This window comes from Sinorhizobium fredii USDA 257, from assembly GCF_000265205.3.
Classification (GTDB): domain Bacteria; phylum Pseudomonadota; class Alphaproteobacteria; order Rhizobiales; family Rhizobiaceae; genus Sinorhizobium; species Sinorhizobium fredii_B.
Map to the genome: position 1 here is coordinate 2610188 of NC_018000.1, position 14442 is coordinate 2624629.

The window sequence follows — 14442 nt, forward strand, 5'->3', positions numbered from 1 at the left end:
GGGATGCCACCCTCCGGCATCCCCGCCACATGGAATCCAACTCCGAGGACCGAGGGTTATGCCGGGCATTGCGGAACAGCGGCTGATTCTGGCCGAAACCATCGAACAAGCGCGCGAGGCGCTGCGGCAGGGCAGGGCAGTGCTGGCCGGGGGAACCTGGCTGATGCGGGCGCCGGTGCGCGGGCAGGTAATGCCCGAGAGGCTGGTGTCGGTAGGCCGCATCGCAGCGCTTAATCGGGTCGGAGCGGAAGCGGAAGAGTACGTGATCGGCGCCGCCGTCACGCATGTTGCGTTGGTCGAGGCCCTGCGGAACGTGCAGCAATTGGCCGGTCTGGTGGCGGCTGCGGTTAGCTCGGCCAATCCCGCCGTCCGGCGGGTGGCGACACTGGGGGGCAACCTCTGCTGCGTCGATTTTGCGGCATCGGATTTCGCGCCCGCTCTGCTCGCCTGTGGCGCGCATGTGGAACTGGAGACCGCGCAAGGCGCGGCAACCCTGCCGATGTCGGAGTTCCTTGCACGCCGGGCCGAGCTTTTGTCACAGGCGCTCTTGACCGGCGTCCGCGTACCGCGCTCGGTTGAGCGCAGCGCGCACCAGCGACTGCCGATGCGCAAGGCCGGAGACTATCCGGTCGCCATCGTTTCCATGGCGATATGCGACGGCGAGCTTCGCATCGCGGTCGGATCGGTCGAACCGGTGGCGCGGCGCTGGACGGCGCTCGAACAGGCGCTGCATGGGCAGAAGCTCACGCCCGAGCTTGCCGCGGAGCTTGCCGCCACCCTTAACGATTTCAGGGGCCGCGACGGGATCGAAGCCGTCGGCTGGTACCGGCGCGAGGTCCTTCCCGCGCTTGTGCGCCGCTGCACTGCCGCACTGCTGTCGGGAGAGAGCAAATGACCACGACCTTTCAGCTCAATGGTGAATCCTGCCGCTTCGACGGCGATCCGATGACTCCGCTGATCGACCTGCTACGCCGCGACAGGTTCATGACCGGCACCAAGGCGGTCTGCCGCGAGGGTTTCTGTGGCGCCTGCATCGTCCATGTAGAAAGCGAACCAGTGCCGGCATGCCTGCGCCCCGTGGGTCTTTTGGAGGGGCTGTCGGTCACGACGATCGAGGGTGCCAGTCAGTTCGATGCCGAGGCACAACGGCTTCAGGCCGCTTTCGAGAGGGTCGATGCCGTGCAATGCGGCATGTGCTTTCCGGGTATGGTCATGAGCCTTTCCGAATTCCTACGCGAGAACTCTCGCGCCGACCGCGATGCCGTAAAGCACGCCATGGTCGGTAACATCTGCCGCTGCACCGGATATGAACGGATCGTCGATGCGGTGATGGAATGTCTTGCCGAGGGCGAGCACGCCGGAGGCGCCGATGTCTGAGGTCGAGCGGACGATCATGAACCTGCCCCGCCGCGATGCGCCCGACAAGCTGCGCGGCAGGACGAGATACACGAATGACCGGATGGACGCGACCACGCTGCACACGGCACTCCTGCGCTCGACCGTGCCGGCCGGGCGGATCGTCCGGCTGAATGTCTCGCGCGCGCTGAAATGCCCCGGGGTGCGCGCGGTAGCGACGGCCGCCGATGCGCCAGGTCTTTTCGGCATCGGCGTTGCCGACCATCCGCTATTCGCTTCGGATACGATTCGCTACATCGGCGAACCCATCGCAGCCGTTGCCGCCGAGACTCAGGAGCAGGCCCGCGCTGCCGTTGCCGCGATCGAGCTTGAGGTGGAGCCTTTCGCACCCGTCCTCACGATGGAGGAAGCCTTGGCTGCTGGGGCGCGGCTGGTCCACGAAAACTGGCGCAACTACGAGGATCTCTTCGAGGGCGGCAGCCGTCGCGGCAATGTTGCCTGGGAGGCAAAGGCGGTGCGCGGCGACGTGGATGCCGCCTTTGCGCAGCCCGATGTGAGGATCGTCGAAAGCACCTTCCGCGTCGGCCGCCAGAACCATGTGCCCTTCGAGCCGCGCGTGGCTATCTGCACCTGGGAAGACGACCGCGCGCATATCCAGACCTCCACCCAGGTGCCCTGGACGGTGCGCAATGTTACGGGCAAGGTGATGGGATTGCCGCCCGGTCGGGTGCGGGTGACGGTGCCGCCGGTCGGCGGGGGCTTCGGGCTGAAATTCGATGCGACGATCGAGCCGATCACGGCAGTCTTGGCCCGAAAGACCGGCCGGACCGTCATGATCGAGAACAGCCGCACTGAGGAGATGACGACCTGTCTCTGCCGCGAGAATGCGGATATTCGCATCCGCTCGGCCGTGACGGCCGACGGCGAGATCGTCGGGCGCGAGGCGACCGTGCTGATGGACTGCGGCGCCTATGGCGGCGAACAGATATTCCTCACCACCATGACGGCGCATACGCTCGGCGGCAACTATCGTCTCGGCGCCGTCCGGCTGACGAGCCGCGCGATCTATACCAACACGCCGCCGAACGGTGCCTTCCGGGCTTGCAACGGCGTCTACAACACGTTCGCGCTGGAGCGGCATACCGACGAAATCTGCGCCGAGCTGGGCTTCGATCCGATCGAGTTCCGTCGCCGGAACGTTCTGGGCGACGGCGATCTTGGCGCTACCGGTCAGGTCTTCGAGGGCGAGGTGTTGCGGCCGATGCTGGAGCGGATGGAGGCCTTGCGCGAAAAGGTCGGCTCCGCACGCGAGCGGGCGGCGGGGCGACTTTACGGCCGCGCCACCACCGTCGGGACATGGTTCATCTTCGTCGGACCTTCTTCCGCCACGGTGAATCTCAACGCCGATGGCAGCGCCACTCTGGTCACCTCGGGCGTCGAGATCGGCTCGGGCACCATGACGCAGTCCCTCCCGCAGATCGTGGCAGGCCAGTTGGGGCTCGACCCGCGTGACGTGATCGTGAAACAGGCGGACACCGATGCGGCGGGGCTCGATGTCGGGGTCGGCGGTGGGCGGACCACGGTGTCGATTGGCGCCGCCAGCATTGAGGCCTGTGTCCCGATCCGGGAGAATCTGCTTAAGACCGCCTCCGAGATGCTCCAGACGCCGCCCGAGCGGCTGGCCCTGCGCAACGGCCGGGTCGAGATCGCTGCCATTCCTGGCTCCGGCGCCACCGTCGCGGCAGTGGTGCAGCGGGCACAGTCGATCGGCGGGCCGGTGACGGGAACCGGCTCGTTCACCGCGAAGAACGTGCCCGCCATGGCGGGCTGCGCAATGGGTCATTTCATCGAAGCCATCGATATTCCCGTTTTCGCCGTCCATGATGCCGAGGTGGCGGTGGATCCGGAGACCGGTCACGTGGAAGTGCTTTCGTACAACGTCGTTCAGGATGTGGGCCGCGCGCTCAATCCCCGCGCCATCCACGGGCAGGTACAGGGCGGTGTCGTGCAGGGGCTAGGCTATGCGCTGCACGAAGAAGTCACCCTTGGTCCCCAAGGCGAAATCCGGCAATCCGGATTCGAGACCTATCGCCTGCCGCTGGCTCTCGATGCGGTGCCCGTCGCAATCGACCTCTACGAGGGAGCGCCTTCGATGGGGCCGCTCGGCACCAAGGGCGCGGGCGAGGTGCCGATCCTGAACACGGCGGCGACCATCGCCTGCGCGGTGGCGAATGCCACGGGGCGCCGGATCCAGCAGATCCCACTGACGCCCCCGCGCGTCCTTTGCATTCTCCGTGGCCGGGAGCCCGAGCTTTCGCACCCGCATATTTCTGCCGATTGGCTGCAGAACACGCTGGATTAATGGCTTGCCTTGGACGCCTGGCTCTCCTGGTTGCCCGAGGCGAGCACTGATCCTGCTCGTCTCGTCCGCGGACGTTTCGCCATCGCTGGGATGAAGCAAGAAGACCTTTGACTATCAACGGGAACGTACTGGAAGGGGTGGTTCATGACCAATTCGCAAACACTCAAATCAAGACAGGCAAATGCCGTCGTCGCGGGGGTGGCGACGAAGAGCATCTTCGTCGAGCGCGCCGAGAATTCGGAGTTGTGGGATGTCGATGGACGGCGCTTCATCGATTTCGCGGCAGGCATCGCGGTAACCAACACGGGCCATCGGCATCCGCGCGTCATGGCCGCCGTTGCTGAACAGGCTCAGCAATTCACCCACACCTGCTTTCATGTCGCTCCCTACGAAAGCTATGTCCGCCTGGCAGAGCGCCTGAACGCCCTCGTCGACACCGGCGAAGAAAACAGAACCATGCTGGTGACCACCGGTGCAGAGGCGGTGGAGAATGCGATCAAGATCGCCCGCGCCCATACGCGGCGCTCGGCGGTGATCGCGTTTTTCGGCGCTTTTCATGGACGCACCGTGCTCGGAATGGCACTCACGGGGAAGGTGGTGCCATACAAGAAGGGCTTCGGACCATTTCCTGCGGAAGTCTACCATGTGCCTTTCCCGGCCGCCTTTTCTGGGGTGACGGCCGAGGGGTCGCTGTCGGCTCTCGACAGCCTGTTGGCATCCGACGTCGATCCCGAACGCGTTGCCGCTTTCATAATCGAGCCCGTTCAAGGTGAAGGCGGCTTCAATGCCGCCCCGAGCGAGCTCCTCCAAGGACTGCGCCTGCGGGCCGACAAATATGGCATCGTCCTTATCGCCGACGAAGTTCAGGGCGGGATGGCGAGGACCGGAAAGATGCTTTCCATCGAACATTCCGGCGTCAAGCCAGACCTCGTCACTCTAGCAAAGGGGCTGGCCGGCGGTTTCCCGCTTTCCGCCGTCGTCGGCAAGGCGACCGTCATGAATTCGGCGCACCCTGGCGGTCTCGGCGGGACCTATGCCGGAAATCCGATCGCCGTCGCCGCGGCACATGCGGTTCTTGACGTCATCGAGGACGAGAAGCTTTGCGCACGTGCCGCGTGGATCGGGAAAAAGATCGGAAGCCGTTTGAAGTCCATCGCGCAGCGCCAGGGCATGGAGCGTATCGGCGACATACGCTGCCATGGTGCGATGATCGCTTTCGAACTGGTCGACGATCGGAACGGCAGGATTGCTGCGCCGCAGTTGACCGCGCAAATCGTCGCGGAAGCAGAGCAGAGAGGGCTGATATTATTGTCCTGCGGCACGCGCTTTAATGTCATCCGGCTGCTCCCTCCTTTGACTGTCCCCGATGACGTTCTCGACCAGGCGCTAGACCTCCTCGAGGCCTCCTTGGAGGCGGCGTTCTCGAAGATTGGCGCGGCAGATCATAGGGGTTAGGAGCGGGATATTTCTGAACCTGCTTACCGGCGCAGGGTCGGCGGCGACGGCGCCGCCACCATCGATAGTGGAACATTAAGGATCTTGTCGGCGAATGCGCCGCCAGCACCGATGGCGGCTTAGCCGCGAGGCCGCGGCCAAGCCGCCGTCCCGGCCAATCGTAGCGGCAAATCTAGCTTCGAATCCCTACGATGCTGTCTGAACCTCCTTTGCGAGCCACGTGCGGAACGCTTGGAGGGGAGGATAGTTGGCTCGGGATTGCAGGCAGACCAGCCAGTACGATCCCGACCCCGGTACCGATCTCTTCAAGATCAACACGAGGCGCTTCTCCTCTATCTCGATGTAGCTAGGTAGTCGGGAAGAAGCGCTCCGAATGGCAGCCTGCGTCGGCCTGTGACGCTGCAACCTTTCCGGACTGGTCAGAGATCCTTCAGCCTCTCCTTCTAGGCTGTCCGGAACATTGTTTGTTCGGGCACTTGCGGCAAGCCGACCGAGCCAATAGGCGGGCGAAGAGACCTCGGCGCGCTTGAGAGGCGTCTGGGACTATCAACACTTAGCGCGACTACCAATCATTGAGCAGGCGGGTCGCCGGTTCAAAGTCGACCCGACCTTTACATCGGATCGCGATTAGGCGTTCCACACGCTGCAAGCATACGTCTCAAAAGTCGTTTTGGGCCCGTCGTGTACGAGGAAGTCAGCCAAACGCGAATTGCGAGAGGAACACCGAAATACCGAGCTCTCGCATGTCACTTCCGAAGATCAAGACGCTGATCGATTTTGTTGGACGATCCGTGAGTCCCAGGGATCGACGGGGTGCACTGTCGTCGAGTCGGATTTTGCGACTCGCTGCGTACCATCTTCGCAACATGGCGGCGCGCGTTCTTAAATCCCTGACCCGTCGAGCTCTTGCTCGTCATCGCCTTCCCAGGGTGAGGGCATGGAGGTGCGATTGAGATTGGCCGAAGGCATCGGCATCCAGCGCTTCAATTCTGGCTCGGCGTATTCGATGATGCGGCCGGGCGACGAATCAGCGGCGCGCCAACCTTCTGCGCCGAACTGATCGCCATTCGACCAGTGCGCGAGGTCAACTTCTGCCGCCCCCTGTTCGGACGGGCGGATCGTGACGAGGATCCGACTCCGTTTTTCGGCGCGCTTGCCATGTGGCGCCAGTGGTCTGACTCGGCCATCATTTTTCCTCCTGCCTTGCTGCAGGTTGCAAGTGTCGCCTTGCCTTCGAAAACGTCAACTGCCTTCGCGAGCGCGCCCCTCGAGCGCGCCGTAGCCAGCGAGCGGCAGTGCCGGAGGCTCGGTGTGCCTTTTCAACAGATTTCCGGGCATTTTGGCTTGTGTGTCCGGTTCTGCCGACCTCATTCGCGTTGCCAGGGTCTCTCTCGGTTTCTATCCTGACGCATGATCCGCACCCTACTGGTGCGCAGAGCCCGGGGACACTGGAGGCCGATGTCTCAACTGGATATGTTTTCCTCGTCGCGCCAGTCAGGCGATGACGTCGTTGTGAGGCTGCGAGGACCCTTGAAGCAGCGGCGGAGGCCATTCGATAACGAGAGCATGGTCCGGCTTTTGGAGGAGAGCGGCAGCTATCGCGTCTTGCGCAAGCTTGTCGGCCGCCAGATCGTCGATATACCGCGGCCGGGATTTCCTCGCATCGGAGTGATCGTCGACACCGAGACGACCGGCCTCGACCACAGCACGGACGAGATCATCGAAATCGGCGCAGTTGCGTTCACCTTCGACGACGAGGGCCATATCGGCGACGTCACGGGCGTTTACGGCGGCCTGCAGCAGCCATCTGTTCCAATCCCTCCTGAAATCACCCGCCTCACCGGAATCACCGACGAGATGGTTGCCGGGCAGATGATCGATGTCGGGTCGCTTCGAGCGTTGCTCGACCCGGCCGACCTGGTGATCGCCCACAATGCCGGCTTCGATCGTCCGTTCTGCGAGGCGTTTTCAAGCATGTTTTCCGGCAAGGCATGGGCCTGTTCCGTCAAGGAAGTCGATTGGGCGACGCGCGGGTTCGAGGGCACGAGGCTCGGCTATCTGATTGGTCAAAGCGGCTACTTCCACGATGGCCATCGCGCCGTCGATGACTGTTTCGCTCTGCTCGAGGTGCTCGCCGGCGCCGGCGGTGTGACGGAGCCAGGCGCGTTTGCGGAACTTCTCAAGACAAGTCAGCGCTCACGCGTGCGCATCTTCGCCGAGCACAGCCCCTTCGACATGAAAGATCATCTGAAGGCTCGGGGATACCGCTGGTCGGATGGCAGCGACGGCCGTCCGAAATCCTGGTGGATCGAAATCGACGAGGAGCGGCTCACCGCGGAGCTCGCCTTCCTGCGGTCAGAGATCTACCGGTGGGAAGAGGCCGACCCACCGGTCATAAGGCCGACGGCGTTTGATCGGTACAAGGCTTGAGGGAATGGCCTTGCCGGGCAGGCCGTGGCATGCAGGTTGCGCCGGCTCGTTACCGCGAGGGTGTTGCCGTTTCGAAAGTTGTGAGGAAGCAACAGCTGCAGCAGGATTAAAGTTCGGCTTGCTCAAGGGGGGAACACAATGAAAACACCGTGGGAATTCCTTGTTCGATTGACGTCGCGGCGACCATCGGCGAAAGCGCAAGACAGTTCGATCGGCAATAACGCCGATTCCAAGGCTTTCGAGAGCGATGCGGAGCATACGCCCGCACTTCGGCTGAGTTTGAGGGTAGCTGCCAGCCCACCTGCTCACGTAGAGGGCGTCTCGGCTGATCAAGGGTCGGTTGCATCGGATGAGGCGAAAGGCGATGACGAAGTCGAGCAGGCGTTAGAACCGCCGATCGATGCTGAATTGGCTCGAACAACTGCGCGGAACGAAGCCAGCCAATCGGATGCCGAGGCGAATTCGTTAGCTCCGAAAAGAGCGGCAAGCACAAAGTCGCAGAGCAAACCGCGGGTCAAGCGTCGAGAACGTGGGAAGAGAGCCAACGCCCACGTGGCTGCCCAGAGCGCCATCGCCCCAAAGCATCATCAAAGCTTGCAGCCCTCGTCTTCACGTGACGTGTTCTTCCAGGAAGTGGGAACACTTGAAGAAGAAATCAAAATGCTGAGGACCCAACTCGCTCGAAAGCTTCATCTGCAGAACGTTCAGCTAAAGAAGATGCTCGAGCGCTTCGACATTTCGTGAGCTTGGCAGCGCGTCTTACAAGCGCTCACTGGCGTTATCTTTGCCTAGCGGCGAAGGCCTCGCCGCCACTCAATTGAATGAGTGCGAGAACCTGGCGAGCAGGCAGCCATCAATCGGCTCAGTGGGTATTCGCCGCTGGACGCGCTGCGCCTCAGGATAGCTATGAACCATGACGGTCGCTTTGGCCGTGAGGGGCGGGCGTGGAATCTCGACTAAGTAGGCGGTGCCCCGCGGTACCATACTGCAATACCGTTCGCGCTCGCGCCGAACCTGAGCCATCCTGTACGGTCGCCACGATTGGTAAAAAGGGGGGTAGTTGCAAGCAGGGGGCCATTTTATTTCAGGTGATAGCTGGGAGCCTTTCACCGTGTCCGGCTCTGGGCACAAGCCAGACATCAACGATCCGTAAAGCAGGACTCCGATGGTTGTGTTGACTCTGTGGAGCACTCAGCCGAAAACAGGCGATGACTCAAGGAGGGAATTGCTGATGGCTGACGAGAGTAATGCGGGACCAGTTGCTGCGGCTGTAGCGACGGATGCAGAAGTGAAAGCAGCAACCGCTAAGAAGCGGAGGTCGCCACCGCCTCAGAAGGCGGCTTCCGAACCAGCTCAACCAACGACGCCGGCCGCTAAACGCAGGGGGTATAGCGAGCAAGAGAAGAGCGCGAAGCTCAAGCTGATCGCGACGCAAGTCGGCGACGGCAACACCCTCAAGGACGCCATCAAGAGCGCCGGCATATCGGAGCAGACCTACTATCATTGGAAAGGTGCTGCGAAACCTGTCGAGCATAAGGACACCAAGAGCACCAAGCCCCTACCGGCCGGCGATGCGTTGGCAGATCTTGTCCAGCTGGAAGAGGAAAACCAGCGGCTCCGCAAGCGACTGGCGGAGAAGCTGCGAGCGGAAAATGCCGAACTGCGCAAGAGGCTCGGTCTGGATTAACAGGTCGGGAATGCACCGGACGACGCTTTCATCGGCGTCCTCCGTGTTACGCCGAAGCTTATATTTGCTCCCCATTTGGCATCGTCGCGGCAAACGTAGCCCTGCTGTTTCCCGCTCTCGCGGTGAAGGGCCCGCCAGCTGCGAGGTTGGCGAGCAGTTGATGCGCGCGAGGAGGGACTGTATTGGTGCGCCAGCAGGAATGCAGCGGCGCCAATCGGCGTTGGCTTTCTCAAGGTTTGCCTAGGATTGAAAATAGATGAAGACGCCACAACGGAGATTCGTTGTCGAATTCAAGTCAGGGCGACGACAGCCAAAAGCCCAGACGAACTCAATCTGGGGAGACACAGATCTCAAGAGTTTGGCCCGCGAAGTGGAAGATGCGGCGTCGCACCTGTTCAATTCAGATGAAGCACCCGGAACGCCTGACGCGGGTGAAACTAGGCGCGCTGCTCCGATCAATTCAGAGTCTGTCAACGAACGCGCTGACGATGTCGACGTTGCTGCACTAGGAGCGACATCATTTGCCAACGGCGCAGAGGTCGAAATCTCGAAGCACTATGAGGCCGATCATCCGGCCGAAGCGGTTGTCCAAGTACAGGAGAGCCAACCGGCATCGCAGCCTCGAACCAGATCAACCGGCACTCCTCGAAAGCGCGCCAAGCGCGCCGCCGCCCAGACGATGGCGCACAACTCGAAGGTTGGGCACGAGGATCGACAGGCGCAGACCGGGATTGTCGACAGTCCGATCTCCCCCGACGAGCTTGCCGTCCTGGACGCAGACAACAAGCGCCTCAAGAGGTTGCTGGCTGAACAGCTTCGTGCACAGAACCTCTGGCTCAAGAAGATGCTCGAACGATTTGATGCCGAATAGCGAGGTGGCACCACTGGCGTCGGGGCCAAGAAACCCGCTGAGGCGCGAGTTCGCGGATAACCTCGCGCGGGCTGCGCTACCTCGATGTCAACTGCCGGGTTTTCGCGGCTTTGCACTGAGCAAATGGCCGGTCGCCTTTTGACCTCGTCATCATTAATCCGCATATCGTTCAGGATCTGACGGTCTTAGGGAAGGTAGAGGCGGGGTCTTTCGCCGAGTAGCAATGGGCTGCCAGTTAGGGCGAGGTGGTCGCCTCATCCTCAAAGACGTCTGAGCGAGCTACTCTACCGGCTTCAAGCCTGACTTCTTCAACACTGCCGATCGACAGCAGCCGCTGATCGAAAACTCTCGTGCGATTGCTGTTGGCGCAATTGTGAGCTCCATTCTCCTCACGGCGGCTCGCTTGTGCAAGCTAAGTCTCAGCCTACGTGTTCGACCGCCAGCGTTCCGGCCGGAAGCGGTTTGATCAGGGACTTCGCAGAAACGGTTGGATCGAGCCAATCAGCCCACGCATTGCGCTCCAGGATGACGATCTGCCGGTCGTGGTACGCTTCTATGCGCCCGCTCAGATCGTCGCCGATGCCAGGAAGCACGGCGTAGAGGTCCGTCCCGTCTGCATCAACCGCTCGCGCTGGGACTGCACGCTGGAACCGATCGACGACACCGGCCTGCATGTGGTGCGGCTCGGCACGCGTCTTGTGCGTTCACGCCGGATCTTCATATCGATACGCTGAAGATCAAGAGCCGGAATTTCCAGTAGTGCGCCGGAGCGAGGCTCCTGGTCGTCACAAACTAAGGTCAGCGGTCATCAAGGGCTTCGAGCGCCTGCTCGGCGAAACCAGGTGACGTGAGGGCAAGTCTTTCGATCAACTCCCGTGTGGTCAGCGCTGGTCGCCGGTACGCGGCTGCTTGAGCCGTGATTGCCTCGAGTACCGCCGTTGGATCTTTTGCGAAGATTTTCGAAAGGAATTCATCAGGGGTCATGGCAACGATGCCGTCGGGAACGTTGCTGAAATCGCGGATGTTCGACGTCACGATGACAGTAGCACCGGCTGCAACCGCCGCCGCTACGACATGTCGATCCTTCGGATCGTTTCGCATGTCCGGCTCTAGTTCCTCCCATCCTTCCACGCTCGCGTCAGGAAATGCTTCCTCAATGACAATGCGCAATGCTTCGGCCCTTGATGGCTCCATGCCGTAGTCGCTGAGGAGGTTGCGGGTCATTTCCTCGAGGATGCGAGCCGACCAGTGAGCCCGAAAACAACCTGCTGCCGCGACACGTAGCAGTGTGTCGCGCAGCAGCATGGGAAACAGGACATTGGCGTCAAGAACGGCGACTAGCATGGCACTCATGGGATCTTCCGATCGCTCGGAGAAGTATTAGGTTGCGTTTATAGCGTTTATGCGCCATATTTTTCGCATGGCCGTATCACATCGCACATCGTCGGACAAAACCACCAAAACGTCGAATGCCATTCCGGCACCCGAGAGGTCGGCTGCTGCGCGCGTCGCGTCGCTATTGGGGGCGAAGCAAGCACTCGTTCAGCTCATCGATGCCGATGGCGAGCGACTGGAACTGCCCCAAGTATTGGCCGACGTCATGTATCAGGCTGCGGAGCTTCTCGCCGAGGGGCGTCCGGTGACGGTGCTGCCAGACGAGGAGATGCTGTCGACGCAGGCTGCGGCGGATATTCTCAACGTGTCCAGGCAGTATCTGGTCCGCTTGGTGGACACTGGAGAGCTCCCAGCGGAAAAGGTTGGCAGTCACCGGCGCTTGCGAGCAACGGATGTGGCGGCATTCAAGACGGCTCGCGACGCCAAGCGGGCGTCGGCACTGGATCGGTTGACGTCGCTGAGCGAGGATGTCGGCGGCTATGAGCTCGGGACCAAGCGCCCCTCACGTGAAACCTGAATATCTCCGACAGATCCCTGAAGTCCCAGAGGACCTCTTTTGCAGTTCCAGAACTCCTTACGCCAAGCCAACTTGGGGTCGGTTTCCGGTCAAGACTCGAGAGTTGCAACCACCACCGCGGTGGAACGATGCGGGCTGGTCAGACACGTAAAGCCAGAAACGTCGGCCGCTTCGAATTTCACTCGATTGTAAGGCCGTCGAAGACTTCCAGCATGGCGTCGCTGATGGCTTTGCCGAGTGCTGCCGCGGTCTCCACCAATGCTTCGTCATTCATGTCGCGCGCGGCCATCGCAAATGCGGCGCCTTCCGCCGTCACGATCTCCTGTGCACGCTGTATCGCCCAGAGCGCGAAGTCGCTACGACTGCTGATCTCTCCAATGAAAGAACTCAAGGGGCAGAACAGCACTTTTGGCGCGGCTTTCCCTGGGTTCGGTTACGTTTTGACCGGCGATTTAGCCGGTCGCCAAAATCATTCTCGTGCGCAGAACAGGGGCTTGTTCCACGGTTCTTGAACCATTCTCCAATCCGTGACCCTGAAGCCGTTCTTGGTTTCGGTCACATAGTGGCGTTCGGCTCCCGGCTTCCCATTCTCCTGAAGGAGCGCAGCCCGGCGCTGCCGGGCTCGCTAGTAAATCATCAGGACAGCCGGGATATCGTCGACGCGTCGGCCTCGCTGTTGGCGCCGCGCCGCTCGTAGGCGCGCTGGTCGCGTAGGATTTGGAAGGCGATCGTCAAAAGCTTGCGCGCGATGGCAACACGCGCCTTGTTCACTCCAATGATCTTCAGGTGCTCGTACTGGGCGCGTAGCTGCGGATCGCTGACGGTCGCCGGTGCGACCGCCTCGACAAAGGCCCAGCGCAGCCACTTGTTGCCCTGTCTGGTGATCTTGCCGTGCCAGGTCTTGCCGCCGCTCGAATAGGTCGAGGGGACAAGCCCGGCATAGGCCGCAAGCTTCTTCGGTGTACGGAAGCGACCGATATCATCAATCTCCGCATCGATCAGGCGGGCGAAGAATTCACCGATGCCGGGGATCGTCTTCAATAGCTTGACGTTGGCATTGGCCTTCGTCATTGCCCGGATCGTCGCTTCCGACTGCCTGATCCGTTCATTGATGTCGCCAGCGAAGGCGAGGCCGCGATCGATCTGGATGCGGTCGATCTCTGAGACCTTCACCTGCGCAAGCTGGACGCGGCCGGCCTTGCCGAACAGATCCCCGAGTTTCTTCAGTTGCGCCGTTTGCTCCGGATACCGATCGAAGACCGTGACGATCCGGTTCTTCACCATGGTGCGCAGCCGCACGTAAAACATTCGCTCACGAAGGGCGACACGCAACTCGCGGGCCGTCTCACTCGGAGCCCACGCCTCCGGCACCAGGTCGGCTCTGAGCAGATGCGCCAGCACCGTGGCGTCGATCTTGTCCGTCTTTATCTTCGCGTCGGCGATCGCCTTCACCTTCAAAGGGTGAGCGAGAACGACATCATCACAGATGTCGTCGAGCCAGTCGTAGATCACCATCCAGTTGCGTGTCGCCTCGACGACCGCATGCGAGTTTTGGCGGTAGCGTTGCAGAAATGCGCTCAGCGACTGGCGATCGTTCTTCACTCGACCGGATCTGAGCGTTCGGCCGTTACTGTCTTGAACCACTAGGTGGCTGTAGGATTTGTGGTAGTCGACGCCGATGTGGTATTCATAAGCTGCAGTCATGCTTCCAACTCCGCTATTGAGATCGCGAAAACCCCAATAAGGTAAGCCGAAAGGCTGGAAGCGTGACTGTCCCTCGATCATCGACTGCATCTCAGTGATCCGTTCTCTCAGCGGGCGCGGCCTCTTTCATGCCACCTCCTGATTTGCGCGAGCGGATGGTTTATAGCGAATCTGCCGGACGATGAAGTCCGAAGTGACGTCCGTGAGTGAGCCTGAGATGTAATGCAGCAGTTCGATTTGTTTCCTTAAAGTGAGACGGCTCCTGTGAAGGCGGCTGCTTCATCGACGATGAAGCGCCAGCCCACGGCAGCTCTGAGCGAGGATGACAGGGTGCGGCAGCTCCACGCGACGGGGCGGTACCGTATCCTGAAAAAGCTCGAGCCTCGCTCTGTCACGACAACGCCGCGGCCCCCCGCTGAAGGGCGTCATCCTCGACACCCGTGGCGGGCTTAAGGCAATCCTGTGATACGCGAGTACGCGTGACCCATGAAATGGGCTTTGCCCGGCGCGTCGCCACCCAGACGATCTTCATGCACAAGGGAAAGATCTGGGGCCGTCGGCCGCGCTCTTCGCCGATCCGCAGACGCTGGAACTCCGTCAGTTCGTGAAATCCGACGTCAAATGACGGCTTGCGGAGCGCACTCCGTGTACGGCAAATCGCGAAG

Annotated in this window: 13 protein-coding genes and 3 pseudogenes; 11 read left to right on the top strand and 5 right to left on the bottom strand. The window is 61.4% G+C overall.

What is annotated here, in order from left to right:
* The first annotated feature begins 58 nt into the window (after positions 1–58).
* The 4 genes from USDA257_RS12045 (at position 59) to gabT (ending at position 5173) form a co-directional block, all read left to right on the top strand.
* Positions 59–895: an FAD binding domain-containing protein gene (locus USDA257_RS12045; protein WP_014763230.1), complete on the top strand. Its 837-nt coding sequence runs from the start codon at positions 59–61 to the stop codon at positions 893–895.
* Positions 892–1377 carry a (2Fe-2S)-binding protein gene (locus tag USDA257_RS12050; protein WP_014763231.1) on the top strand — a complete coding sequence of 162 codons (486 nt, stop codon included), beginning with the start codon at positions 892–894 and terminating at the stop codon, positions 1375–1377. Before USDA257_RS12045 ends, USDA257_RS12050 begins: the two co-directional genes overlap by 4 nt.
* Positions 1370–3718, top strand: a complete 2349-nt coding sequence (locus tag USDA257_RS12055) for a xanthine dehydrogenase family protein molybdopterin-binding subunit (RefSeq protein ID WP_014763232.1) — start codon at positions 1370–1372, stop codon at positions 3716–3718. The genes USDA257_RS12050 and USDA257_RS12055 overlap by 8 nt, the downstream gene beginning before the upstream one ends.
* 144 nt (positions 3719–3862) lie before the next feature.
* Positions 3863–5173, top strand: a complete 1311-nt coding sequence (gabT, locus tag USDA257_RS12060) for a 4-aminobutyrate--2-oxoglutarate transaminase (RefSeq protein WP_014763233.1) — start codon at positions 3863–3865, stop codon at positions 5171–5173.
* An 882-nt stretch (positions 5174–6055) separates the two neighbouring features.
* Here the strand turns inward: gabT and USDA257_RS33900 are convergent.
* Positions 6056–6360: pseudogene (locus USDA257_RS33900) on the bottom strand (hypothetical protein).
* 271 nt (positions 6361–6631) lie between these two features.
* Between USDA257_RS33900 and USDA257_RS12065 the strand changes: the two are divergent.
* The 4 genes from USDA257_RS12065 to USDA257_RS12080 all read left to right on the top strand — a co-directional run bounded on the left by USDA257_RS12065 (position 6632) and on the right by USDA257_RS12080 (position 10161).
* The gene (locus tag USDA257_RS12065) at positions 6632–7603 is read left to right on the top strand and encodes a 3'-5' exonuclease (RefSeq protein WP_014763235.1); all 972 of its coding nucleotides are present in this window, start codon (positions 6632–6634) and stop codon (positions 7601–7603) included.
* A gap of 138 nt (positions 7604–7741) precedes the next feature.
* The gene (locus USDA257_RS12070; RefSeq protein WP_014763236.1) at positions 7742–8347 is read left to right on the top strand and encodes a hypothetical protein; all 606 of its coding nucleotides are present in this window, start codon (positions 7742–7744) and stop codon (positions 8345–8347) included.
* A gap of 487 nt (positions 8348–8834) precedes the next feature.
* Positions 8835–9290: a transposase gene (locus USDA257_RS12075; RefSeq protein WP_014763237.1), complete on the top strand. Its 456-nt coding sequence runs from the start codon at positions 8835–8837 to the stop codon at positions 9288–9290.
* A 256-nt stretch (positions 9291–9546) separates the two neighbouring features.
* The gene (locus USDA257_RS12080; RefSeq protein ID WP_014763238.1) at positions 9547–10161 is read left to right on the top strand and encodes a hypothetical protein; all 615 of its coding nucleotides are present in this window, start codon (positions 9547–9549) and stop codon (positions 10159–10161) included.
* A gap of 419 nt (positions 10162–10580) precedes the next feature.
* On the opposite strand, the pseudogene USDA257_RS33905 reads toward USDA257_RS12080, so the two are convergent.
* A pseudogene (locus USDA257_RS33905) lies at positions 10581–10718 on the bottom strand (SOS response-associated peptidase); the annotation flags it as partial.
* On the opposite strand from USDA257_RS33905, the gene USDA257_RS36915 reads away from it, so the two are divergent.
* Entirely contained in the window at positions 10704–10895 is a 192-nt protein-coding gene (locus USDA257_RS36915) for a hypothetical protein (protein ID WP_080605568.1), read from the top strand. The pseudogene USDA257_RS33905 and the gene USDA257_RS36915 sit on opposite strands and share 15 nt — an antisense overlap.
* A 64-nt stretch (positions 10896–10959) precedes the next feature.
* On the opposite strand, the gene USDA257_RS12090 is transcribed toward USDA257_RS36915, so the two are convergent.
* The gene (locus USDA257_RS12090; RefSeq protein ID WP_041415175.1) at positions 10960–11505 is read right to left on the bottom strand and encodes a PIN domain-containing protein; all 546 of its coding nucleotides are present in this window, start codon (positions 11503–11505) and stop codon (positions 10960–10962) included.
* A 76-nt stretch (positions 11506–11581) separates the two neighbouring features.
* Between USDA257_RS12090 and USDA257_RS12095 the strand changes: the two genes are divergently transcribed.
* Positions 11582–12073, top strand: coding sequence for a helix-turn-helix domain-containing protein (locus USDA257_RS12095; RefSeq protein WP_223843423.1), 492 nt, complete (start codon positions 11582–11584; stop codon positions 12071–12073).
* A 178-nt stretch (positions 12074–12251) separates the two neighbouring features.
* Here the strand turns inward: USDA257_RS12095 and USDA257_RS12100 are convergent, their stop codons facing one another.
* Positions 12252–12464 carry a hypothetical protein gene (locus USDA257_RS12100; RefSeq protein ID WP_223843424.1) on the bottom strand — a complete coding sequence of 71 codons (213 nt, stop codon included), beginning with the start codon at positions 12462–12464 and terminating at the stop codon, positions 12252–12254.
* A 245-nt stretch (positions 12465–12709) separates the two neighbouring features.
* Positions 12710–13777 carry an IS110 family transposase gene (locus USDA257_RS12105; RefSeq protein ID WP_014763243.1) on the bottom strand — a complete coding sequence of 356 codons (1068 nt, stop codon included), beginning with the start codon at positions 13775–13777 and terminating at the stop codon, positions 12710–12712.
* Between the two features lie 473 nt (positions 13778–14250).
* Between USDA257_RS12105 and USDA257_RS33915 the strand changes: the two are divergent.
* Positions 14251–14402: pseudogene (locus USDA257_RS33915) on the top strand (amino acid ABC transporter permease/ATP-binding protein); the annotation flags it as partial.
* Between the last annotated feature and the right edge of the window lie 40 nt (positions 14403–14442).